Below are 22,538 nucleotides of genomic sequence, written 5' to 3' on the forward strand. Positions count from 1 at the left end.
CGCCGCCAACATATCCCTTCCTCAGCAGATTTACTTGTCAAAGAACAAACACCCAAACAGGACGCCGACCCGTGTTCCGGGCCGGACCGCTATCTGTCTGAGTGGCGCTACCTCAGTGCGAGCCGAGGAAGCTAGACTAGACCCGCCGGAGAAGCAAGAGTTTGTTTCCGCGTCGGTGAGGCAGCTTCTAGGCCCGTCCGCCGGACCGGTCAAGCGGTTCTGACACAAATTACGCAAACGACGTGATTCGGCCCCAACGCCCCGCCTCGTGTTAGGGTTCGCGCTTACTCCGACGGGCCCGTTGAATGCGTTATTTTCCGATCTTCATGGATCTGACCGGCCGCCACGCCCTCGTGCTTGGCGACGGAGAAGCGAGTGATCGCAAAGCGTTAGCATTGGAGGCCGCTGGCGCGATTGTCATCCGCACGACGACCTTCCAGCCAGCGCAACTGGACGAATGCGCCGTCGCTATCGCGGCCGAAGCTGCGGAGAGCGAGATTGAAGCGCTGGTCGAGGCGGCGAATCGCCGGGGGATTCCGTTCAACGTGGTCGACCGACCTGCCCTTTGCAGCTTCATCACCCCCGCTATCGTCGACCGTTCGCCCCTTATGGTGGCAATTTCTTCGGGTGGCGCGGCGCCGGTTCTGGCGCGCCTCATCCGCGCGCGCATCGAGTCGCTCGTTCCACCGGCGTTTGGGCGCCTTGCGGCCATCGCAGACGAGTTCAAGGCCGAGCTACGACGCCGATTCCCGAATACTTCGCTGCGGCGGCGAATATTGGAACGTGCATTGGGTGGCCGGGTCGCCGATTTGGTGGTGGCCGGGCAAGAAAACGCGGCCCGGGAGGAGATGACCCGGCAAATGGCCGAAGGCGCCGATTCGACGGGTATCGTTTACCTGGTCGGCGCCGGGCCGGGATCTGCGGATTTGCTGACCCTACGGGCGCATCGATTGCTCGGGGAAGCGGATGTGATCGTCCATGACCGTTTGATCGGCACCGAGGTTCTGGACATGGCCCGGCGTGATGCCGAGCGGATCTACGTCGGCAAAGCCCGCGCCAACCATTGTCTGCCGCAGGAGGGGATCAACGATCTGCTGATTCGACTCGGGCGGGAAGGCCGCAAAGTGGTGCGCCTGAAGGGTGGCGACCCGTTCGTATTCGGCCGCGGCGGCGAGGAAGCCGAGGCGCTAGAGGCCGCCGGCATCGCGTTCGAGGTGGTGCCAGGGGTCACCGCAGCGCTCGCCTGTGCGGCACAAGCGGGCATTCCGCTCACTCATCGCGACGCGACGCGCTCTGTCACCTTTGTCACCGGGCACACCAAAGATGGACGTCTGGACCTCGATTTCGTGCAGCTCGCGCGGGGTGGGACGATCGCCGTCTATATGGGTATCGTGACGCTGCCCCTGTTGCGCGACGGCTTGTTTGCCGCTGGGCTAGCTGCCGATACGCCGGCCGCTCTGATCGAGCGCGGCGGCACGTCTGCCCAGCGCGTGCTCACGGGGACACTCGATAGCCTGGCAGCGGAGGCGCCAGGTTGGTCGCAGGGCGGCCCCACGCTGGTGCTGATCGGCGACGTGGTGGGCCGCCGAGTAGGCTTGCGGGCCTAGGCTCTATTGGGCGGTCCATCCGCCATCGATGGAATATGGCGAGCCCGTCATCGTCGCTGCTGCGTCCGAGCATAGGAACAACGCCAAGGCGCCGATTCCCTCGGGCGTGGAAAAGGCCGCCATCGGCTGTTTGTCGGTGAGGAAGGTGTGGGTCACCTCCGCCACAGTGCGACCCTCGCGCTCGGCCCGGGCGTCGAGTTGCTTTTGCACCAGAGGGGTTAGCACCCAGCCCGGGCAGATGGCGTTGCAGGTGATTCCGTCATTGGCCAGTTCCAGGGCGGTCACCTTGGTCAGCCCCAGTATGCCGTGTTTGGCGGCGACGTAGGCGGATTTCTCCGCACTGCCGACCAGTCCGTGGGCGGACGCGATGTTGATGATCCGGCCCCATTTGCGGGATTTCATGCCGCGGATCGCGCGCTGCGTGGCGTGGAAGGCACTGGACAGGTTGATGGCGATAATCGCGTCCCACCGATCGGGCGGGAAATCGGCGATGGGGGCCACGTGCTGGATGCCGGCGTTGTTGACCAGGATGTCCAAGCGATCCAACTCCGCCTCCGTCCGCGCGACCATGGCGGCGATGGGGGCGGCTTTGCTGACATCGGCACCGTCGTGCAGCACGCGCACGCCGAACTCGGCGGCCAGGCCGGCGCGGAGCGACTCGATCGCCACCGGGTCACCGAAGCCGTTCATCATGATGTCGGCCCCGTCGGCGGCGAAGGCACGAGCGATGCCGAGGCCGATCCCGCTGGTCGATCCGGTGACCAGCGCCACCTTGCCCTTCAGGCTCATCCACATCTCCCGTCCTTGATTGCGGGCGGATCATTGGCGGATCGCCCGGGTATGGCAAGGCGGGCGGGCGTGCTCAGATAGGCGTCGGACGTTGGAGTGAATTGCATGGATGCTGGCCCGCTGACGTATGGCCCGAAGCGACCCTGGCGACCGGAGGGGTGCGACCGGGTGGGGCTGCTGTTGCAGGGTGGCGGGGCATTGGGGGCGTATCAGGCTGGGGTTTATCAGGCGCTGCACGAGGCCGGGTTGCAGCCGGACTGGCTGGCGGGCGTGTCGATTGGCAGCGTCAACGCGGCACTGATCGCGGGCAATCCGCCCGAACGGCGGCTGGCGGCGCTGGAGGATTTCTGGCGCACCGTGACGTTGCGCCCGGTTTGGGGGTTCCTGCCGGACGGCGACGGGCCGCGGAAGGTGCATAATCTGTGGTCGTCCTTCATGACGATGGCGCTGGGTCAGCCCGGGTTGTTCGCGCCGAACCTGCCCTCCCCCTGGATGCGGCCGCGCGGGGCGACGGGGGCGACATCGTATTATGACAGTGCGCCATTGCGCGAGACGCTGCTGCGGCTGGTGGATTTCGACCGGATCAACCAGGGCGAGATCCGGTTCGCCGTGGGTGCAGTGAACGTCGCGTCCGGCAATTTCGCCTATTTCGACAATGCCGAGACCACCATCACGCCCGACCACATCATGGCCAGCGGCGCCTTGCCCCCGGCGCTGCCAATGACGCAGATCGCCGGGGAGAATTTCTGGGACGGGGGCATCGTGTCCAACACGCCGCTGCAGCATCTGTTGGATCATATCGACGGCGAGAACGCCCTGGTGTTCCAGGTGGATCTGTTCAGCGCGCGTGGCCCGGTACCGCGGGACATGCCGGAGGCGATGGGCCGGGCGAAGGACATCCAATATTCGTCCCGCACCCGGCTGACGACGGACTATTACCGGCAGGCCCATGCGCAACGCATCCAGATCAAGCGGCTGCTGGAGAAATTGCCGGACGATCAGCTTTCGGACGAGGAGCGCGTGCTGAAGCTGCGGCTGGCGACGCTGCCCGCCATCAACATCATGCAGTTGATCTACCAACAGGCCGCGCATGAGGGCGAGGCGAAGGATTACGACTTCAGCAAATCATCCATGCGGGACCATTGGGCGTCGGGATTGCGCGATACGCGGGCGACGCTGGCGCGGCGGGACTGGCTAGAAATGCCTTCGGAAGAAAGTGGCATAATAACACATGATATCCATCGAACGGGGGTCTAACCCGTGGAACGGTCGTGCCAGTTTTGCGTTCGATCGCACACACCCGATAGGAGCCCACGATGGCGAAAGACAAGGCGATGCCGTCTGATCAAACGAGCAACGGCGTGCATCTGCACAAGACGAGAAATAATCAGAATGCCAAGGCAGTCGCGATTGAACTACTGCAGGCGCGTCTGGCCGATGGGATCGACGTCTCGCTCATCACCAAACAGGCGCATTGGAACCTGAAGGGACCGCAGTTCATCGGCGTTCACCTGATGCTCGATACCTTCCGGACCGAGCAGGATGAATTCGTGGACACCATGGCGGAACGGATCACCCAGTTGGGCGGCACTGCCCGCGGGACCGTGCAGGAAGTCGACAAGAAGACCACGCTCGAGCCGTATCCCGTCGATATCTATGCGGTGAGCGACCATATCCACGCGCTGATCGATCGGTACGCGAAGTTCGCAAACGCGATCCGTGAGAACATCGATGAGATTGACGAGGCGGGCGATCCCGACACCGCCGATATCTTCACCGAGGTGTCGCGCGGCATCGACAAGCAGCTTTGGTTCCTGGAGGCGCATACCCAGGAGCAGTCGCCGAGCCAGAGCTTCCCCAAGAGCTAGCTTCCGGAGCAGCTAACACTCTTGCGTTCCCCTCCCCCGGGCGCTTAGCGTGCGGGGGAGACACGGGAACACAGCATGAACGACCTCTTCGGCTCCGCCAAGGCTGGGCGCGGGCAGAACGAATATTCCGCCAAGGACATCGAGGTCCTGGAGGGGCTGGAGCCGGTTCGGCGGCGGCCCGGCATGTATATCGGCGGAACCGACGACAACGCGCTGCATCACTTGGCGTCCGAAATACTCGATAACTCGATGGATGAAGCCGTTGCGGGGCATGCGACTTCGATCGAGTTCGCGTTCCAGGCTGGCAATTGGCTGAGCATTCGCGACAATGGGCGCGGAATTCCGGTCGATCCCCACCCCAAGTTCAAGGCTTTGAGTGCACTGGAGGTGATCCTCACCACGCTGCATTCAGGCGGCAAGTTCGGTGGGGAGGCGTATGAAACATCGGGCGGGTTGCACGGCGTCGGAAGCTCCGTGGTGAACGCGTTGAGCGAGTCGCTGGAGGTAGAGGTCGCGCGGGATCGGGTGTTGTGGAAGCAGAGCTACGCCCGGGGGAAGCCTACGACAAAGCTGGTCAATGCCGGGCCGACGCAAAACCGGCGGGGCACGACGATTCGGTTCAAGCCGGATCCGGAGATTTTCGGTGCTCTTCAATTCAGCCCGGTTCGCCTGTATCGGCTGTGCCGGTCGAAGGCGTATCTGTTCCGCGGGGTGAAGATCAGTTGGAGTTGCGACCCGGGGCTGCTCAAGGGGCGCGACGATGTGCCGGCCGAGGCGGTGTTGCACTTCCCCGGCGGGCTGCGCGACAGCCTGGCGGAGGAGATAGGGCAGACGCCGATGGCCGTGCCAGAGATTTGGGCTGGCGAGGCCGATCTGCCGATTCGGGACGATGGCCGGTCCGGTGGGCGGGCGGAATGGGCGGTGACGTGGCTGGAAGGGGTGGACGGCTTCCTGCACTCCTACTGCAACACGGTGCCGACTCCGCTGGGTGGCACGCATGAGGCGGGGTTTCGTGCGGCGCTGCTGAAAGGCATTCGCGCCTGGGGCGAGCATCGCAGCAACCGCCGGGCCAGCCAGATTACCGGCGAGGATGTGACGGGAAGCATGGCGGGCAAGCTGTCCGCCTTCGTGCGCGACCCGCAATTCCAGGGCCAGACCAAGGAAAAACTGACGAGCGGCGACGCCACCCGGCTGGTGGAAACCGCCATGCGCGACCGGTTCGACCACTGGTTGGGCGGCAACCCGGCGCAGGCCGACAATTTGCTGACCGCACTGATCGAGCGAGCGGAGGAGCGGCTGCGGCGGCGGGAGAACAAGGACGTCGCCCGCAAGACCGCCACCAAGCGGCTGCGGCTGCCGGGCAAGCTGGCGGACTGCACCAGCGAGATCATGGCGGAGACGGAGCTATTCCTCGTGGAGGGCGACAGCGCCGGTGGCTCGGCCAAGCAGGCGCGGCGGCGGGAGACTCAGGCGGTGCTGCCGTTGCGAGGCAAGATCCTGAACGTGGCCAGTGCGACCGTGGACAAGCTGCGGCAGAATCAGGAATTGCGCGACCTGATCGAAGCACTGGGCTGTGGCGTGGGTGATCGATTCGACATCAAGAAGCTGCGGTATGGCCGTATCGTCATCATGACGGACGCGGATGTGGATGGCGCGCACATCGCTAGTCTGCTGATGACGTTCTTCTATCGGGAACTGCCGGAGCTGATTAAGGCCGGGCACATCTATTTGGCGCAACCGCCGCTGTATCGGATGACGCAGGGCGCACGCTCGGTCTACGCGATGAACGATGCGGACCGGGAGCGACTAGCCAAGACGTTCAAAGCCGGGTCCAAGATCGAGGTGAGCCGGTTCAAGGGCTTGGGCGAGATGCCGCCATCGGCGCTGAAGGAAACCACCATGGACCCGGCCAAGCGCACGCTGCTGAAGGTGGAAGCCTCCGCAGAGCGCCGAGCCGAGACCAGCGAGTTGGTGGAGAGCCTGATGGGCCGCAAACCCGAATTGCGGTTCAAGTTCATCCAGGAGCATGCGAGGAACTTGGCGGTGGAAGAGGTGGACGTTTAAGCGCGATGGACGGTGGCTCGCATCCCTATCGTGCGATGTCCTATAATAACGGGTGGGCAAACCACCGTTTCCTGACGGCCTGCGCCGGGCTGACGCCGGCAGAATTGGTGGCGCCGCGGACCGGGTTCTTCCCCAGCCTGCGTGCGACGTTGAACCACATTTACATTGTCGATTTGTTCTACGTGGATGCGATGGAGGGCGGCACGCTCGGCCCTGCGGCCTGGGCGGAGCGGGAGCCGTTTGCGAGCGTCGACGTGCTGCACGCGGCACAGGCCGCATTGGATCGGCGGCTGATCGCTGTGGCAGAACAGGCCGATCCGGATGGGTTGGGCGCGATCGTCGAGGTTCACCGGGGCAGCCGGATACAGCACGAGCGGATGGACCGGCTGCTGATGCATCTGTTCCAGCACCAGATCCATCACCGGGGGCAGGCGCACGCCATGCTCAGCGGGACGTCGGTCGCCCCACCGCAATTGGACGAGTTCTTCTCGGTGGGTGAGGCGCCGTTGCGGGAGGCGGAGTTCGCGGCGCTAGGCTGGAGCGAAGACGCGATCTGGCGGGGGTAGCCGGGCTACAGCGCCTTCAGCACCCCACGGATCGCCTCCAGCGCGTCGTCCGCGTGGTCGCCGTCGGGGCCGCCCGCCTGGGCCATGTCGGGGCGGCCACCGCCGCCCTTGCCGCCTACGGCTGCCGCGGCGGCACGCACCAGGTCGACGGCGCTCACCCGCTTGACCAGATCAGCCGACACGCCGACCGCGATGCTGGCCTTGCCGTCCGCGGTGGAGACGATTGCGACCACGCCGCTGCCGACCTGCTCGGCGATGGCGTCGACCAGGGCGCGGAGTTCCTTGCCGGGCACCTCGCCCACGTTGCGGGCCGCGAGGGGGATGCCGGAAATCTCCTCCAACTCCGGTGCGCCGGCGCCGGTGGCGAGTTTGCGTTGCAGCTCACTCACCTGCTTTTCCAGGCGCTTGCGGTCCTCGATCAAGGTGGCGACGCGGGCGCCGAGTTCGGCCGGGTTGGCCTTCAGCAGCGCCGCCAATTCGTCGACCCGGCGTTCGGATTCGGCCATCATGGCCAGTGCGGCCTCACCGGTCACGGCCTCGATCCGGCGAACCCCGGCGCTGACGGCGCCTTCGCTCACCAGGCGAAACAGGCCGATGTCGCCGGTGCGGCGGACGTGGGTGCCGCCGCATAGCTCGATCGAGTAGGCGGGGCGGCCATCATCGCCGTTACCCATGGCGACGACGCGGACTTCGTCGCCGTATTTCTCGCCGAACAGGGCCATCGCGCCCTCGGCCACCGCGGCTTCGGGCGTCATCAGCCGGGTGGTGACGGGGGCATTTTCGCGGATGCGGGCATTCACTTCCGCCTCCACCATCTTCAGGTCGGCCTTGGAGATCGGGGTGGGCTGGCTGACGTCGAAGCGCAGGCGGTCGGGCGCGTTCAGGCTGCCCTTCTGCTGGACGTGGGTGCCGAGGCGGCGACGCAGCGCCTCGTGCAGCAGGTGGGTGGCACTGTGATGGGCGCGGATGTTGCCACGGCGGATGTGGTCCAGTTCGGCGACAACGGGCATGCCGACCGTCACCTCCCCGGCCTCGACCACGCCGATATGGGCGAAGGCGTCGCCGGCGCGCTTCTGCGTGTCGGAGATAGCGATGCGCAGGCCGCCAAGTCCGGTGATGGTGCCGGTGTCGCCTACTTGCCCGCCGCTTTCGGCGTAGAACGGGGTCTGGTTCAGCAGGACGGAAACCTTGTCTCCCGGCTCGGCCCGTTGCACGGCCATACCGCCGATGACGATGGACGTCACCTGCGCCTCGGCCTTCTCGACGTTGTAGCCCTGGAATTCGGTGGCGCCGACAGCCTCGCGCTGTTCGAACCAGACGCGCTCGGCCGCGGCGTCACCGGTGCCGGCCCAGGCTGCGCGGGCGCGGGTGCGCTGCTCGGTCATGGCCGTGTCGAAGCCAGAGATGTCGACGGCGCGCCCTTGCTCGCGCAGCGCATCCTGCGTCAGGTCCAGGGGGAAGCCGTACGTGTCGTAGAGGCGGAATGCGACGTCGCCGGGCAGCGCCTGGGTGTCGCCCAGCTTGGACACTTCGTCGGCGAGCAGGTGCAGACCGCGCTCCAGCATTGCCTTGAACCGGGTTTCCTCGAGGCGGAGCGTCTCGATGATCAGCGTTTCGGCCTGGGGCAGTTCCGGGTAGGCGGCGCCCATTTGCCGGACCAGGACGGGGACCAGGCGCCACATCATCGGCTCCCGCGCGCCCATCATGTGCAAATGGCGCATGGCGCGGCGCATGATCCGGCGCAGCACGTAGCCACGGCCCTCGTTGGAGGGGAGCACGCCTTCCGCGATCAAGAACGAGGTTGAGCGAAGGTGGTCGGCCACCACGCGATGGCTGGCGCGGAACGGGCCGTCCGGCTCCTGCCCGGTGATGTCGGCGCTGGCCAGGATCAGCGCGCGGAAGGTGTCGGTGTCGTAGTTGTCGTGGACGCCCTGCAATATGGCGGCAAATCGCTCCATCCCCATGCCGGTGTCGATGGACGGGCGGGGCAGCGGCGCGCGAACGCCGGGCGGCCCCTCCTCGTACTGCATGAACACCAGGTTCCAGATCTCGATGAACCGGTCGCCATCTTCGTCCGGGCTGCCAGGGGGGCCGCCGGGGATGGTGTCGCCATGATCATAGAAGATTTCGGAACACGGGCCGCAGGGGCCGGTATCGCCCATGCGCCAGAAATTATCCGATGTGGGAATGCGGATGATCTTGCTGTCGCTAAGCCCGGCGATGCTCTTCCAGAGGTCGGCTGCCTCGTCATCCTCGGAATAGACGGTGACGAGCAGCTTGTCCTTCGGCAGGCCGAAATCGCGGGTCAGCAGGGTCCACGCCTGCTCGATCGCCAGCGGCTTGAAATAGTCGCCGAACGAGAAATTGCCCAGCATTTCGAAGAAGGTATGGTGCCGGGCGGTGTAGCCGACATTGTCCAGGTCGTTGTGCTTGCCACCAGCGCGCACGCATTTCTGCGCCGTAGTGGCGCGGCTATAGGGCCGCTTCTCGGCCCCGGTGAAGACGTTCTTGAACTGGACCATGCCGCTGTTGGTGAACAGCAGCGTCGGGTCGTTGCGTGGCACCAGCGACGACGAGGGCACGGCCGTGTGGCCGTTGCGCACGAAAAAGTCGAGGAAGGTGGCCCGGATGTCGTTACTGCTTGGCATGATAGGCCGAGATACCGCAGCCAGCGCGGTTGGGCCAGTGGGGCCAGCACGCCGGAAGCGTCATCAAACTATCACCGCCCACCCTAGCCCTGCCGTGTAGATCGTCGCGGCGAGGTTAGGAGACGCCGGGTGCTGGTTCTGAGCGATGTGACGAAGGCGTTCGGGAAGTCGGTCGCCGTGTCCGGCGTGTCCGTGTCCATCCCGAAAGGGCAGTTCGTCGGCGTCATCGGGCGCTCCGGTGCCGGCAAGTCCACCACGCTGCGCATGATCAATCGGCTGACCGACCCATCCCAGGGCCGCATCACCTATCTGGGTGAGGATGTGACGGCCCTACGCGGCCACAAGCTGCGCGATTGGCGGCGGCGTTGCGCTATGATCTTCCAGCAATTCAACCTGGTTGGCCGGCTGGACGTGCTGGACAACGTGCTGATGGGGCGGTTGACGCACACGCCGGGCTGGCGATCGGCCACCAAGATGTGGAGCCGGGATGATCGGGCGATGGCTATGGCCGCGCTGGACCAGATGGACATTGCCAAACTGGCCTCGCAACGGGCGGACAATTTGTCGGGCGGCCAGCAGCAGCGCGTGGCGATCTGCCGCGCCCTGGTGCAGGAGCCCGAGATCGTGCTGGCGGACGAACCCGTCGCCTCCCTGGATCCGCGCAATGCGAAGATCGTCATGGACTCGCTGCAGCGGATCAACCGGCATTTCGGGCTGACGGTTCTGTGCAACCTGCACTCGCTAGATCTAGCCCGCAGCTATTGCGACCGGCTGGTGGGCATGGCGAACGGCCGAATCGTGTTCGACGACGTGCCCGCCGCGCTGACCGAGAGCGTGGCGCGTGAACTCTACGGGCTGGAGGCGAACGAGGTGATGGCGCCCCAGCCCGCGCCAGTTCCCATGGATCTGCGCACCGCCATCACTGCCTGACCCCCTTTTTCTCCCCAGGAGCCACCATGATCAACCGCCGCACTCTGCTGGCCGGCCTTGCCGCTGGCGCAGCCACCACAGCCACGACCGTCCGCGCCCAGAGCTATAAGCAGGCCTACCCCGAACTGGTGTTCGGGGTGGTCCCAGCCGAGAACGCGTCTGGCGTGACGGACCGGTATGCACCGTTCACCGCCTACCTGAGCAAGCAGTTGGGCACCAAGGTGACGCTGCGGGTTGCCAATGACTACGCGGCCGTGATCGAGGGCCAACGCGCCGGCAACATCCACATCGGCTATTACGGCCCGGCCTCGTTCGCGCGCGCGCTGGTGACTGGCGTGAAGACCACCGCCTTCGTCATCGACGTCAACAGCGACGGCACGAAGGGCTACTACTCGGTCTTCTACGTGAAGTCCGACAGCCCGTACAAGACGGTGCAGGATCTGAAGGGGAAGGATTTGGGGTTGGTCGACCCGAACTCCACCTCCGGCTACAACATGCCGCTGTTCGCGCTGAACAAGATGGGCATCAATGCCGAGAAGTTCTTCGGCAAGATGATCATCACCGGCAGCCATGAGAACGCGGTTCTGGCGCTGCAGCAGGGCACCGTGCAGGTGGCGGCCAATTTCTGGAACGCGCCGGACGACAGCAACCTGACGCGCATGCTGAACAAGGGCATGGTCAAGAACGCGAATGGCACGCCTGCCAAGGTCGACGATTTCCGGATCATCTTGAAGTCAGACCTCATCATCAATGGCCCGACGGCTTATCTGGACAGCCTGCCGGCGGACCTGAAGAAGGCGATCGTGACCGCCTGGCTGGATGCGGCCAAAAACGACAAGGCAGCCTTCGACCGCCTGTCCGACGGCAAGAACCAGCCGTTCCAGACGACCGACAACGCCGCCTATGACGACACAGTCAAGCTGATCACGTTCGTGGATCACCTGCGCAAGGCCAACGGCTAGTCGGGCGGCCCGGGCGGTATGACACATAGCGTTGCCGTGCCGCCCGAGCCGCAACTGCGCCCAATGCTGGACGCCTACGCCCAAGCCGTCGCTGCCCGGCGACGGACCATCGCGATCGGCGCCGTGCTGATGCTGGTCGCGATCGGGCTGTCCAGCGTCGGGGCCGAGGTCCGGCTGGATACCTTCTGGGACAAAATCGGCAATTTCAGCAGCTACTTCGAACGGCTGACCCTGCTGGATACCGGGGCCAGGGTTTGGACCGACCCGGTGTATTGGTTCTGGGGCCTACGGCGGTGGAGCCTACAACTCGGCCAGACGATCCTGATCGCCTATGTCGGCACCGTCACCGGGGCCGTGTTGGGTGTCGCTGGCGGGGTGCTGGCGAGCCGCAATCTGTCGCGGTCCGGCACGGTGCGGTTGATCGTCACCCGCGTGCTGGAATTCTGCCGGACGGTGCCGGACATCGTCTTCGCGCTGATCTTCGTCGTGGCATTCGGCCTGGGACCATTGCCCGGTGTGCTGGCGATTACGCTGCACACCATTGGCACGCTGGGCAAATTGTTCGCCGAGGTGATCGAGAACATCGACATGAAGCCGGTGGAAGGCATCCAGGGCACCGGCGGCAGTTGGCTGTCGCAGATCCGGTTCGGGGTCCTGCCCCAGGTGATGTCCAACTTCGCCAGCTATAGCCTGTTGCGGCTGGAAGTGAATTTGCGGGGCGCGGCGGTGATCGGGTTCGTCGGTGCTGGCGGCATCGGGCAGGAACTGATCGTGGCAATCCGCAAATTCTACTACTCCGACGTGAGCGCGATCCTGCTGATGCTGCTGGTTTGCGTCATGTTGCTGGATTTCGGGTCGGAAAAACTGCGGCACCGCCTGCTGGCCGCGGAGCAGGCGCGGTGAGCGGTATCGGACTGAAGGCGGAATTTCTGGCCCAACGCGGCCGGATGGAGGCAGAGCACGGCCCCGCTCTGATCGGCAAAGGCCCGGGCGTCGGATCGGCCGCGGTGGCCATCGCCGGCGTGGCGCTCTATGTCGTTGGGCTATACGCGCTGGATATTTCGCCTTCGCGGATCTGGCACGGCCTCGGCCAACTTGGGCTCATCTTCGCACTGATGCTGCCGCCCAGCACCGGTGGCCACTTCGCCCTGTATCTGGATGCGCTGGGGCAAACGCTGTCGATCGCCTTTCTCGGCACGTTGTTGGCGGCTATCTTGTCTCTACCGTTTGGGTTTTTGGCGGCCCGCAACGTGGTGGCAAGCCGGGTCGTCCATGTCCTGGCCCGGCGCAGTTTGGACACGGTGCGCAGCATCGATGTGCTGATCTGGGCGCTGATCTGGATCGACGTGGTGGGATTGGGCCCGTTCGCAGGGGCGCTCGCCATCGCCTGCTCCGATTTCGGGTCCCTGGCCAAGCTGATGTCGGAGGCGATCGAGACGGCGGACCGCAAACCGATGGAGGGCGTGGCGGCCAGCGGCGGCGGCTGGGTCATGGCCATCCGATTCGGCATCGTGCCGCAGATCCTGCCGATCTTCGCCAGCCAATTGCTGTACTTTTTCGAGTCGAACACACGCTCCGCCACGATCATCGGCATCGTCGGCGCCGGCGGCATCGGGTTGCATTTGTATGAGCAGATCCGAGTCTTGGAGTGGCAGCAGGTCTCGTTCCTGATCCTGATGGTGCTGGTGACGGTGGCGGCGATCGATTTCGTGTCCCGCCGGCTGCGATTGGCGATCATCGGGCGGCGGGCCGTCTAGACTGAACCGGGTAGATTGGGCGAACCGCCCTTGCCCTCCCCCACCCGCTTGCGCCATTTTGCCTGAAGATGCCCTCCGCCCGTCGCCGCGCTCCGGCCCCTCCGCCCTTGGCCCTCGATCTGCCGACGACGCTCACCACCGAGCGCCTTCTGCTTCGCCCCCCCGTGGCCGAGGATGCCGAACAGCTCCATCGCCTGGTCAATGACTGGGCCGTGGTTCGCATGCTGTCGCGCCTGCCCTTCCCGTATCCGCGCACGCTGACGGATGAGTGGATCGCCTCCACCGCGGAGCAGCGGATCAAAGGGAGCGCCTACCATCTGGTGATCACCGGGCAGGAGGACGGCAAGGAGTTGGTAATCGGGTGCGTCGGGCTGCGGTTGGACAAGACGCCGAACGTGGCCAACCTGGGATACTGGGTGGGGCGACAGTTCTGGGGCCATGGCGTGGCGACCGAGGTCGTGGGCCGGGTGGCGCGCTGGGCACTGGCCAATTTACCCGTTGCCCGGGTCGAGGCGCATGTCGCCGAAGACAACCCGGCCTCTGCCGCGGTGCTACGCCGGGTGGGGCTGCGGGAGGTCGGGACTGGCCGCGAAGAATTCCTGGCCCGTGGCGGCGACCACCCGGTGATCCGGTTCGAGGCGACGCGGGACGATCTGTTTGGCGCGGTGGAAACGCCTGCACCCACGCCGGATGCCGCGCCGGGCAAGCCGCTGCTGCTGGTGGCGGCCTGCGCGCTGATCGACGTGGATAATCGCGTGCTGCTGGCCCGGCGGCCCGAGGGCAAGAAGATGGCTGGCCTATGGGAATTCCCGGGCGGCAAGCTGAACCCCGGCGAGACCCCGGAACAGGCGCTGATCCGCGAGTTGAAGGAAGAATTGGGGATCGACGTGGCGGAGGCATGCTTGGCCCCGTTCGCGTTTGCGTCGCACGATTACGACCGGTTTCATCTGCTGATGCCGTTATTCCTGTGCCGCCGCTGGAAGGGCACGCCGACGGGGGTCGAAGGCCAGGCGCTCGCCTGGGTGCGGCCCAATAAGCTGACGGAGTATGATATGCCCGCAGCCGACAAGCCGCTCATCCCCTTGTTAAGGGACTTTCTGTGACCAACCCCACTGCCTGCCTGCTGGTGATCGGAAACGAGGTGCTGTCCGGCCGCACCCAGGACTTGAACATCAAGTTCATCGCCACCCGGCTGGGCGAGATCGGCATTCCCCTGCGCGAGGTGCGGATCATCCCGGATGTGCCGGAGACGATCATCGGCACGGTGAACGAGGTTCGGGCGCGGTACGACCACGTGTTCACCACCGGCGGCATCGGGCCGACACATGACGACATCACGTCCGAATGCATCTCCGCCGCGTTCGGCGTGCCGTGGGAGAAGCATCCGGAGGCGATGGCGCGGATGGAGCGGCATTATAAGCCGGGTGAGTTCAACGCGGCCCGGCAGCGCATGGCGACCATGCCGCGGGGGGCGACGCTGATCGACAATGCGATTTCGATCGCGCCAGGCTTCACCATCGGCAATGTGCATGTGATGGCGGGCGTGCCGCGGATCATGCAGTCCATGTTCAACGCGCTGGCGCCGAGCCTGGCAGGCGGGCCGCCGATCATCTCCCGCGCGGTTTACGCAATCGGGCTGCTGGAGGGCCGGGTCGCGGACGGGCTGCGCGCGGTGCAAGACAAGCACCCTGCGCTCGACCTCGGGTCCTACCCGTTCTATCGCGCGACCGGGAATGGCGTGGCGTTGGTGGCGAAGGGGCCTGATGCCACCGAAGCGGAGGCGGCGATTGCCGAGGTGACGGCATTGATCGAGGCGATGGATCTGACCCCGATCCCCGGCGAACCGCCGGCCTGAGTTAGTCGGCCGGGGGTTCGTGCAGCAGCGCCACGTCCGGCTGGCCGGGCATTTTGGGAAATCGCTGCAGCACCAGCGGGTCGTGGCCAGGAATGATGTGGTCCGGACTGTCTGCCAATTCCTCGCAGATGCGCCAGCCTTCCGCCATACGGGCCACGTCCACCACTAGGGGGAACGGGTTGCGGGTGCGGATGTTGGCCCAGAAATGTGCGGCATCGCTGGCAAGCACGACATGCCCCCGCGCCGTGGGCACCCGCACGATTTGCAAACCACCGGAATGGCCGCCGACTAGGTGAAGCGTGATGCCGGGTGCGATGGTGGCGGTGCCGTCGTGAAAACGCACGCGGTCGGCGAAGACGTGGCGCACGGCGGTGACCACGTCCTCCACTTCCATGGGGATGCGCAGCGGCTTGTGGCACATGCAGCGGCCGGTCGCGAACGACATCTCGGCATCCTGCAGGTGGAAGATCGCCTGGGGAAAGGCGTCCATGCAGCCGGCGTGGTCGTAATGCATGTGGGTGAGGACGACGTCCTTCACCGTGGCCGCATCGATCCCGACCAGGGCCAACGCAGCGGCGGTGCTGCGCAGGAGCGTGCTGCCACGCCTTGCGGCCGCGGCGGCGCCGAAGCCGGTGTCGACGACGATGGTGCGGCCACCTCCAGTGATCGCCCATACGAAATAGTCGATCGGCATTTTGGCGGCGTGATCATCGGGGAAGAGGAAATTGCTGCCTGCCGTGCGCTCCTGCTTGGTCGCGTACCGTATGGCGACGATTTCGTATTCCATGGCTTCCCACCCTTGCTTGATTGTCTGACAAAAGTTTAGCCTCGCGCCCAAGCAGAAGACCATACGATGGCGAGGAAACAAATATGACCGATGTGACGCGACGGGTGGCGCTTGCCAGCGGCTTGGCGGCGACGGCGATACGGGCCAGGGCGCAAACGCGGCCAGTTCGGATCGGGATCGTGAACGATCCGAACGGGGTCTATGCGGATAATGGCGGCGTCGGGTGCGTCATTGCAACCCGGCTGGCGGCGGCCGAGATCGGCAACATTGTGTTGGGCCGCCCGATCGAAATCCTGCACGGCGATTGTGCGAACAAGCCGGATTTGGCCGCCTCGATCACGCGGGAATGGATCGACTCGCAGGGCGTGGATCTGATCGTGGATGGCGCCAATTCTGCCGCCGGGTTGGCGATCCAGCAGGTGACGCGGGAGAAGCAGCGCATCTACGTGGCGATTGGCCCGGCGACATCCGACCTCACGGGCAAGGCGTGTTCGCCGTTCTGTTTCCACTTCTCCTACGACACCTATGCATTGGCGAAGGGCACTGGGGATGCGGTGACGAAGGCCGGGGGCAAAACCTGGTTCTTCATCACCGCGGATTATGCATTTGGCGATGCGATGCAGCGCGATACGACGCGGTTTCTGGAGGCCGCGGGCGGCAAGGTGCTTGGCACGGTGCGGCATCCCTTGGGCACGTCGGATTTCTCATCCTATTTGCTGCAGGCTCAAAACTCGGGCGCGCAGGTGATCGGCCTGGCGAATGCGGGTACCGACACGCAGAACACGCTGAAGCAGGCGGCCGAATTCGGTGTCGGCACCACCGACAAGCAGCGACTGGCGGCGCTGCTGATCTTCGTGACGGACGTGTTCTCGGTCGGTTTGCCGGTGGCGCAGGGCTTGAACCTGACGACGTCGTTCTACTGGGACCGCACCGATGAGACGCGCGCGTTCACCAAGCAGTTCATGCTGTCCAAACCGAAGCCGCCGACCATGTTGCAGGCTGGCAGCTATAGCGGCGTGAAGCATTGGCTGGCGGCGGTGGCAGCGTCCGGCACGACAGACGCGAAGACCGTGGCGGCGAAAATGCGCGCTACGCCGGTGAACGACATGAACAACACCAATGTCACCATCCGCGGTGATGGCCGGGTGATGTGCAACATGTATCTGGCGCAGGTGAAAACCCCGGCGGAAAGCCACGGCCAATTCGACGTCTACAAAATTCTTGCGACGTTGCCGGGTGAACAGGCGTTTCGCCCGGTGGCGGAAGGCGGTTGTCCGCTGGTGACGTAGGCCAGGCATAAAAAAGGCGCCGCGGTGTGACCCGCGGCGCCTTTCTTGGTTTGGCTACGACTTAGTAGTCGTTGCCGGACGGCGGCAGCGAGGTCGCAGCCTTCTCAGGCTTCTCGGCGATCATGGCTTCCGTCGTGATCAGCAGGCCGGCAACCGAAGCTGCGTTCTGCAGAGCGACGCGGATGACCTTGGTCGGGTCGATGATGCCGGCGGCGATCAGGTCCTTGTATTCGCCGGTCTGCGCGTCGTAGCCGAACGCGTAGGTCGGGTTCTCAAGCACCTTGCCACCGATGACGGCGCCATCTTCACCAGCATTCGTCGCAATCTGGCGCAGCGGAGTCTGAACCGCCTTGCGAACCATCTCGATGCCGAACTTCTGGTCCTGGTTTTCCGGGTTCAGGGTCGCCAGGATCAGGCTGGCACGGGCCAGGGCGACGCCGCCGCCGGGCACGATGCCTTCTTCGACGGCTGCACGGGTTGCGTGCAGCGCGTCGTCGACGCGATCCTTGCGCTCCTTGACCTCAACCTCGGTCGCGCCACCGACGCGGATGACGGCAACGCCACCGGCGAGCTTGGCCAGACGCTCCTGCAGCTTCTCACGGTCGTAGTCGGAGGTCGTCTCGGCGGCCTGCGCCTTGATCTGCTCGCAACGGCCCTTGATCTGCTCTTCTTCACCAGCGCCGTCGATGACGGTGGTGTTTTCCTTTTCGATCAGGACGCGCTTGGCTTGGCCCAGCATGTCGAGCGTGACGGATTCGAGCTTGATGCCCAGATCCTCGGAAATCACCTGGCCGCCGGTCAGGATCGCGATGTCTTCCAGCATCGCCTTGCGACGATCACCGAAGCCAGGCGCCTTGACGGCGGCGATCTTCAGGCCGCCACGCAGCTTGTTCACGACCAGGGTGGCCAGGGCCTCGCCCTCGATATCCTCGGCGATGATCAGCAGCGGACGGGTGGACTGCACGACGGCTTCCAGCAGCGGCAGCAACGGCTGCAGACCGGACAGCTTCTTCTCGTGGATGAGGATGTACGGGTTGTCGAGATCGACCGTCATCTTCTCGGAGTTGGTGATGAAGTATGGGGAGAGGTAGCCGCGATCGAACTGCATGCCCTCCACGACTTCCAACTCGGTATCCATGCCCTTGGCTTCTTCGACGGTGATGACACCCTCGTTGCCAACGCGCTGCATCGCCTCGGCGATCATGCGGCCGATTTCGGACTCGCCGTTGGCGGAGATGGTGCCAACCTGGGCGGTCTCGGCCTCGGTCGTGATCTTCTTGGTCCGCTTGGCCAGTTCCTCGACGATGGCGGTTACCGCCTTGTCGACGCCGCGCTTCAGGTCCATCGGGGACATGCCAGCGGCGACGGCCTTGCCGCCCTCGCGGACGATGGCCTGGGCCAGAACGGTGGCGGTGGTGGTGCCGTCGCCGGCCAGGTCGTTGGTCTTGCTCGCGACTTCACGGACCATCTGGGCGCCCATGTTCTCGAACTTCTCGGCCAGCTCGATCTCCTTGGCGACGGTGACGCCGTCCTTGGTGATCCGCGGTGCGCCGTAGCTCTTGTCGATGACGACGTTGCGGCCCTTCGGGCCCAGCGTCACCTTGACGGCGTCGGCCAGGATATCAACGCCGCGGAGCATGCGTGCGCGGGCGTCTTCGCCGAAGCGAACTTCTTTTGCTGCCATGTTCTCGGTTCCTTGTTGGTTGCTTAGGCCGCCACGACGCCCATGAGATCGCTCTCCTTCATGATCAGGAGCTCCTCACCGTCAATCTTCACTTCCGTGCCCGACCACTTGCCGAACAGCACGCGATCGCCGGCCTTGACCTCTAGCGCCACGACGACGCCCTGCTCGTTGCGCGCGCCGGCGCCGACGGCGATGATCTCGCCTTCCATCGGCTTTTCCTGCGCGGTGTCGGGGATGATGATCCCACCGGCCGTCTTCTCCTGCGCGGTGATCCGGCGGACCACGACGCGGTCATGCAATGGGCGGAATTTCATTCAATGGCTCCAATCAGGATGCCGGCGGCAGGGCCAAACGCTCTGGCTCGCCCGACCCGGCATCGGTTGCCGCAGCTCTTAGCACTCTCCGGGGCAGAGTGCTAACTTTGTTCGAGGGTGTTTTCGCGAGGCCTCTTCAGGCCGTGCAGGAAGACGTCCAGATACGTCGCCATCTGCTCATCCGAGGGCGGGCTGACGGCGCCGGCCCCATCGCGGGCGAAGATCTTTAGCAGAAACGACCGCGCGCCTGCCAACAATGCCACGATCGTGCGGAGTTGGTCGTCGCTATAGTCACGAATATCACCGCGCGCACGGCTGCGTTGCAGGGAGCGCAGGTAACGCGCCTGGAGATCGCCGAGGAACTGCTTGAATGCTTGGGGCGCATAGAGTTCGGCCTCGTTCATCACGCGGTCGATTTCCGGGCGCTTCGACAAATACTCGAAATTGGCCTTCAGCCCTTGGCGCTCGATTTCCTCGAACGTCGTGCAGTCGCGGATGGCGGTGCTGATGGTGTCCAGCATGCCACTGCTGATTTCCGGCAGTAGCACGTCGAACATGGCCTGGCGGCTGGCGAAATGCAGGTAGAACGCGCCGTGTGCGACGCCGGCCCGCTCGGTGATGCGTGCCACGGATGCGCCGGCATATCCGTGCGCGCCAACGACGACACCCGCGGCTTCGACCAAGCGGCGCCGGGTCTCGGTATTCTTGGCGACCTGGCGGCACGAACTCGGGCGTTTGCGCGTGCGGGGGGCCGAGGCCGGGCTGGCAGCCGGACTGTCATCAGCCAAGTCGGGTTGGGCCAGCGATACTCTGTTCAGCAATGCAACGCCTCAATCCATCGTTCTGGCCTTCCCGGCACTGCGGGTTGGGCCATCCACCAATACGGGTCCCTCCCCCGCATGTCTCGGCGCGCAGGACCAGGCTGGTCCAGGCAGACATTCGCTGGGCTGGGTGGATGTTCCACCTCGTTGGGGATCACGAAGGCACGCACGGTCGCGCCGAAGCGGGGTGCGGCATGGACCGTCGCAGCCGCCCCTGGAATGGGTGCGGTTCAGCGCGTCCTCGATCTCAGGCGCAGAGATATTCTCCCCGTCCTCCATTATCAAATCATTCTTTTGACCGGGGATCACGATGTCGTCGGGCGCCGTTAGGATCGTCCTTCGACGATCGGCTGCCCGGCGTCAGTGCATCCGCTCGATCGCCATGGCGATGCCTTGGCCGCCGCCGATGCACATGGTGACCAAGCCGTAACGGCCGCCGGTGCGCTGCAACTCGTAGGCAGCCTTGATGACCAGAATGGTGCCGGTTGCCCCGACGGGGTGGCCGAGCGCGATGGCGCCGCCATTGGGATTGAGGCGCGCCGGGTCGAAGCCCAGTTCGCGTGCAACGGCGCAGGCCTGGGCGGCAAATGCCTCGTTGGATTCGATGATGCTGAAATCGTCTACCGCGAGCCCCGTCCGTTGCAGCAGACGGCGTACGGCGGGGACCGGGCCGATGCCCATTTCGGACGGGTCCACCCCGGCATGCGCGTAGCCGACGATACGGGCCAGGGCGGTGCGGCCCTCCTTCTCCGCCAGGCCCTCCTCCATCAGCAGCACCGCGGCGGCGCCGTCGTTGATGCCGGAGGCATTGCCCGCGGTGACCGAGCCGCCCTTGCGGAAGACGGGATTCAGGCCGGACAGCGCCTCGGCCGTGGCGTCGGTCTTGACGTATTCGTCGGTGTCGAACATCGCAGTCGTGCGGCCGCGCTTGACCTCGACGCGCAGGATCTGGTCGGTGAAGCGCCCCGCCTGGATAGCCGCCGTGGCCCGGCGTTGGCTTTCGAGGGCCAGCGCATCCTGGGCATCCCGCGTCACCTGCCAGCGATCGGCGACGTTTTCCGCAGTGATGCCCATGATGCCGTGGCCGAACGGGTCGGTGAGGATGCCGGTCAGATGGTCCGTCATCGCGGTGTCGCCCATACGTTGGCCGAAGCGGCCGGTCTGCAGCAGATGGGGCGCGCGGCTCATTGTCTCGACCCCACCGGCGACGGCGATATCGGCATCGCCCAGCATGATGGATTGCGCGGCGGAGACGATGGCCTGCACGCCGCTGCCGCAAAGCCGGTTCACCGTCATGGCCGGCGTTTCCTTCGGGATGCCGCCTTCGATCGCGACGACGCGCGCCAGGTAGGCGTCCTTGGACTCCGTCAGCACCACGTTGCCAAACACCACGTGCTCCACCCGATCTGCCGGCATGTCCGCGCGGCGCAATGCCTCCGCCACGCACAGCGCGCCGAGTTGGGTGGGGGCGTGGGCGGCCAGGGCGCCTCCAAACGAGCCGATGGCCGTCCGCACACCGGACGCGATCACGACGTTGCGCGACATAGCAGATCCTCCGAGAAGCAATTCTGGTCTATGGCGTACTACAGCTTTCCCACAGCGAAAAGCGGGACCGATGTGACGATGGTGCGGCTGGAAGGACCCGAGTTGAAGCCGCGGCAGATCGGCGCGTGAGCATTCCGCCGCAATGCGCAATGCTGCCGGGCGGTCGGCTGCATCTGCAGCACGGCCCGATCGATCTGGTCGTATTGGCGGAGGGTGAGCCGGCGGTCGTGCAACGCGGCTATGCCGCGCTCACCACGTGGTTCGCGACCGTGTTGGACGGGTTGTGCGAGGAACTGCCGGCTTTGCGCAGCCCAAGCCGGGCCGGCCGGCCGATGTTGACCGGTCCGGTCGCCAAACGCATGGAGGATGCGGTGATGCCATTTGCGGCGGCAGGATTCATCACACCGATGGCCGCGGTCGCCGGTGCGGTGGCGGATGCAGCGTTGGGCGTTCTATGCCAGGGCGGCGGCTTGCGGCGCGCCTTCGTGAATAATGGTGGCGACATTGCGCTGCATCTGGCGACTGGTGAACGATTTCGCGCCGGGCTGGTGGATCGGCCAGATAGGCCTGGCCTATTTGCGCGCACCATAATCGGCGCCGGGGATGGCATTGGCGGAATCGCGACCAGCGGTTGGCCGGGGCGTAGTTTTTCCCTGGGCATTGCGGATGCGGTGACGATCTGCGCCGCCACCGCCGCGCAGGCCGATGCCGCCGCGACCATCGTGGCCAATGCGGTGGATCTGCCAGGCCACCCAGCGATCCACCGCGTGGCCGCCGACAGCGTGCGGGCCGACAGCGATTTGCGGGGCCGATTGGTCACTCGGGCCGTCGGGCCGCTAGCGCGGCAGGAGATTGCGCAGGCCCTGGCCGCAGGCGCGCGCGTGGCGGATGACTTGATCGCGGCCGGGCTGATCGTTGCGGCCGCGTTGCACTGCCAGGGCGTCACGCGCGTCGCCGGCGCCGGGTAGGGTCGCGACGACGACCGGAGCCCCCGCCGCGACATGCATCACGCTACCATTGGGATACGATGACGACGCCCGGGCAACCCGTGG

At 65.3% G+C, this 22,538-nt stretch carries 20 protein-coding genes; 13 read left to right on the forward strand and 7 right to left on the reverse strand.

Annotation, left to right across the window (positions count from 1 at the left end; all coding sequences use genetic code 11):
* Positions 1-305: 305 nt before the first annotated feature.
* Positions 306-1,607: a siroheme synthase CysG gene (gene cysG, locus GSQ76_RS07555; protein ID WP_158743305.1), complete on the forward strand. Its 1,302-nt coding sequence runs from the start codon at positions 306-308 to the stop codon at positions 1,605-1,607.
* A gap of 3 nt (positions 1,608-1,610) precedes the next feature.
* On the opposite strand, the gene GSQ76_RS07560 is transcribed toward cysG, so the two are convergent.
* Positions 1,611-2,396: a 3-hydroxybutyrate dehydrogenase gene (locus tag GSQ76_RS07560; RefSeq protein WP_158743306.1), complete on the reverse strand. Its 786-nt coding sequence runs from the start codon at positions 2,394-2,396 to the stop codon at positions 1,611-1,613.
* A 105-nt stretch (positions 2,397-2,501) separates the two neighbouring features.
* Here GSQ76_RS07560 and GSQ76_RS07565 point away from each other — a divergent pair, with 105 nt between their 5' ends.
* The 4 genes from GSQ76_RS07565 (at position 2,502) to GSQ76_RS07580 (ending at position 6,894) form a co-directional block, all read left to right on the forward strand.
* Complete coding sequence (locus GSQ76_RS07565) at positions 2,502-3,653, forward strand: patatin-like phospholipase family protein (RefSeq protein WP_158743307.1); 1,152 nt, start codon at positions 2,502-2,504, stop codon at positions 3,651-3,653.
* A 77-nt stretch (positions 3,654-3,730) separates the two neighbouring features.
* Positions 3,731-4,264, forward strand: a complete 534-nt coding sequence (dps, locus tag GSQ76_RS07570; RefSeq protein ID WP_158743322.1) for a DNA starvation/stationary phase protection protein Dps — start codon at positions 3,731-3,733, stop codon at positions 4,262-4,264.
* A 75-nt stretch (positions 4,265-4,339) separates the two neighbouring features.
* Positions 4,340-6,328 (forward strand): DNA topoisomerase IV subunit B, encoded by a 1,989-nt coding sequence (gene parE, locus GSQ76_RS07575; protein ID WP_158743308.1) that lies wholly within the window; start codon positions 4,340-4,342, stop codon positions 6,326-6,328.
* Positions 6,329-6,333: 5 nt separating this feature from the next.
* A complete protein-coding gene (locus GSQ76_RS07580; protein WP_158743309.1) occupies positions 6,334-6,894 on the forward strand; it encodes a DinB family protein in 561 nt (186 codons plus the stop codon).
* 5 nt (positions 6,895-6,899) lie between these two features.
* On the opposite strand, the gene alaS is transcribed toward GSQ76_RS07580, so the two are convergent.
* Positions 6,900-9,542, reverse strand: coding sequence for an alanine--tRNA ligase (alaS, locus tag GSQ76_RS07585; RefSeq protein ID WP_158743310.1), 2,643 nt, complete (start codon positions 9,540-9,542; stop codon positions 6,900-6,902).
* 129 nt (positions 9,543-9,671) lie between these two features.
* Between alaS and phnC the strand changes: the two genes are divergently transcribed.
* The 6 genes from phnC to GSQ76_RS07615 all read left to right on the forward strand — a co-directional run bounded on the left by phnC (position 9,672) and on the right by GSQ76_RS07615 (position 15,046).
* Positions 9,672-10,472, forward strand: a complete 801-nt coding sequence (gene phnC, locus GSQ76_RS07590) for a phosphonate ABC transporter ATP-binding protein (protein WP_158743311.1) — start codon at positions 9,672-9,674, stop codon at positions 10,470-10,472.
* A 26-nt stretch (positions 10,473-10,498) separates the two neighbouring features.
* Positions 10,499-11,434 (forward strand): phosphonate ABC transporter substrate-binding protein, encoded by a 936-nt coding sequence (phnD, locus tag GSQ76_RS07595; RefSeq protein WP_158743312.1) that lies wholly within the window; start codon positions 10,499-10,501, stop codon positions 11,432-11,434.
* A gap of 18 nt (positions 11,435-11,452) precedes the next feature.
* Positions 11,453-12,337, forward strand: a complete 885-nt coding sequence (phnE, locus tag GSQ76_RS07600; RefSeq protein ID WP_158743313.1) for a phosphonate ABC transporter, permease protein PhnE — start codon at positions 11,453-11,455, stop codon at positions 12,335-12,337.
* Positions 12,334-13,191: a phosphonate ABC transporter, permease protein PhnE gene (gene phnE, locus GSQ76_RS07605; protein ID WP_216850952.1), complete on the forward strand. Its 858-nt coding sequence runs from the start codon at positions 12,334-12,336 to the stop codon at positions 13,189-13,191. Before phnE (GSQ76_RS07600) ends, phnE (GSQ76_RS07605) begins: the two co-directional genes overlap by 4 nt.
* A gap of 107 nt (positions 13,192-13,298) precedes the next feature.
* Entirely contained in the window at positions 13,299-14,294 is a 996-nt protein-coding gene (mutT, locus tag GSQ76_RS07610) for an 8-oxo-dGTP diphosphatase MutT (protein ID WP_408836257.1), read from the forward strand.
* Positions 14,291-15,046, forward strand: coding sequence for a molybdopterin-binding protein (locus GSQ76_RS07615; RefSeq protein WP_158743315.1), 756 nt, complete (start codon positions 14,291-14,293; stop codon positions 15,044-15,046). The genes mutT and GSQ76_RS07615 overlap by 4 nt, the downstream gene beginning before the upstream one ends.
* 1 nt (position 15,047) lies before the next feature.
* Here the strand turns inward: GSQ76_RS07615 and GSQ76_RS07620 are convergent, their stop codons facing one another.
* On the reverse strand, positions 15,048-15,833 hold the full coding sequence (locus GSQ76_RS07620; RefSeq protein ID WP_158743316.1) for an N-acyl homoserine lactonase family protein: 786 nt from the start codon (positions 15,831-15,833) through the stop codon (positions 15,048-15,050).
* A gap of 83 nt (positions 15,834-15,916) precedes the next feature.
* On the opposite strand from GSQ76_RS07620, the gene GSQ76_RS07625 reads away from it, so the two are divergent.
* Positions 15,917-17,122: an ABC transporter substrate-binding protein gene (locus GSQ76_RS07625; protein WP_158743317.1), complete on the forward strand. Its 1,206-nt coding sequence runs from the start codon at positions 15,917-15,919 to the stop codon at positions 17,120-17,122.
* Between the two features lie 61 nt (positions 17,123-17,183).
* On the opposite strand, the gene groL is transcribed toward GSQ76_RS07625, so the two are convergent.
* From groL to bktB, 4 genes are all read right to left on the reverse strand, one after another.
* Positions 17,184-18,806: a chaperonin GroEL gene (groL, locus tag GSQ76_RS07630; RefSeq protein ID WP_158743318.1), complete on the reverse strand. Its 1,623-nt coding sequence runs from the start codon at positions 18,804-18,806 to the stop codon at positions 17,184-17,186.
* A 23-nt stretch (positions 18,807-18,829) separates the two neighbouring features.
* Positions 18,830-19,120, reverse strand: a complete 291-nt coding sequence (groES, locus tag GSQ76_RS07635; protein ID WP_158743319.1) for a co-chaperone GroES — start codon at positions 19,118-19,120, stop codon at positions 18,830-18,832.
* A gap of 101 nt (positions 19,121-19,221) precedes the next feature.
* Complete coding sequence (locus tag GSQ76_RS07640) at positions 19,222-19,908, reverse strand: TetR/AcrR family transcriptional regulator (protein ID WP_158743320.1); 687 nt, start codon at positions 19,906-19,908, stop codon at positions 19,222-19,224.
* A gap of 393 nt (positions 19,909-20,301) precedes the next feature.
* Positions 20,302-21,486, reverse strand: a complete 1,185-nt coding sequence (gene bktB, locus GSQ76_RS07645; RefSeq protein WP_158743321.1) for a beta-ketothiolase BktB — start codon at positions 21,484-21,486, stop codon at positions 20,302-20,304.
* A gap of 125 nt (positions 21,487-21,611) precedes the next feature.
* Here bktB and GSQ76_RS07650 point away from each other — a divergent pair, with 125 nt between their 5' ends.
* A complete protein-coding gene (locus tag GSQ76_RS07650; RefSeq protein ID WP_254070292.1) occupies positions 21,612-22,454 on the forward strand; it encodes a UPF0280 family protein in 843 nt (280 codons plus the stop codon).
* The last annotated feature ends 84 nt before the right edge of the window (positions 22,455-22,538 follow it).

The sequence above is a fragment of the Acidisphaera sp. L21 genome (genome assembly GCF_009765685.1).
Taxonomy (GTDB): domain Bacteria; phylum Pseudomonadota; class Alphaproteobacteria; order Acetobacterales; family Acetobacteraceae; genus LMUY01.

What these genes read in the sequence shown, in the direction of transcription:
- cysG (WP_158743305.1), top strand. Translation starts at nt 306, where the DNA reads ATGCGTTATTTTCCGATCTTCATGGATCTGACCGGCCGCCACGCCCTC.
- GSQ76_RS07560 (WP_158743306.1), bottom strand. Translation starts at nt 2,396, where the DNA reads ATGAGCCTGAAGGGCAAGGTGGCGCTGGTCACCGGATCGACCAGCGGG.
- GSQ76_RS07565 (WP_158743307.1), top strand. Translation starts at nt 2,502, where the DNA reads ATGGATGCTGGCCCGCTGACGTATGGCCCGAAGCGACCCTGGCGACCG.
- dps (WP_158743322.1), top strand. Translation starts at nt 3,731, where the DNA reads ATGCCGTCTGATCAAACGAGCAACGGCGTGCATCTGCACAAGACGAGA.
- parE (WP_158743308.1), top strand. Translation starts at nt 4,340, where the DNA reads ATGAACGACCTCTTCGGCTCCGCCAAGGCTGGGCGCGGGCAGAACGAA.
- GSQ76_RS07580 (WP_158743309.1), top strand. Translation starts at nt 6,334, where the DNA reads ATGGACGGTGGCTCGCATCCCTATCGTGCGATGTCCTATAATAACGGG.
- alaS (WP_158743310.1), bottom strand. Translation starts at nt 9,542, where the DNA reads ATGCCAAGCAGTAACGACATCCGGGCCACCTTCCTCGACTTTTTCGTG.
- phnD (WP_158743312.1), top strand. Translation starts at nt 10,499, where the DNA reads ATGATCAACCGCCGCACTCTGCTGGCCGGCCTTGCCGCTGGCGCAGCC.
- phnE (WP_158743313.1), top strand. Translation starts at nt 11,453, where the DNA reads ATGACACATAGCGTTGCCGTGCCGCCCGAGCCGCAACTGCGCCCAATG.
- GSQ76_RS07620 (WP_158743316.1), bottom strand. Translation starts at nt 15,833, where the DNA reads ATGGAATACGAAATCGTCGCCATACGGTACGCGACCAAGCAGGAGCGC.
- GSQ76_RS07625 (WP_158743317.1), top strand. Translation starts at nt 15,917, where the DNA reads ATGACCGATGTGACGCGACGGGTGGCGCTTGCCAGCGGCTTGGCGGCG.
- groL (WP_158743318.1), bottom strand. Translation starts at nt 18,806, where the DNA reads ATGGCAGCAAAAGAAGTTCGCTTCGGCGAAGACGCCCGCGCACGCATG.
- groES (WP_158743319.1), bottom strand. Translation starts at nt 19,120, where the DNA reads ATGAAATTCCGCCCATTGCATGACCGCGTCGTGGTCCGCCGGATCACC.
- bktB (WP_158743321.1), bottom strand. Translation starts at nt 21,486, where the DNA reads ATGTCGCGCAACGTCGTGATCGCGTCCGGTGTGCGGACGGCCATCGGC.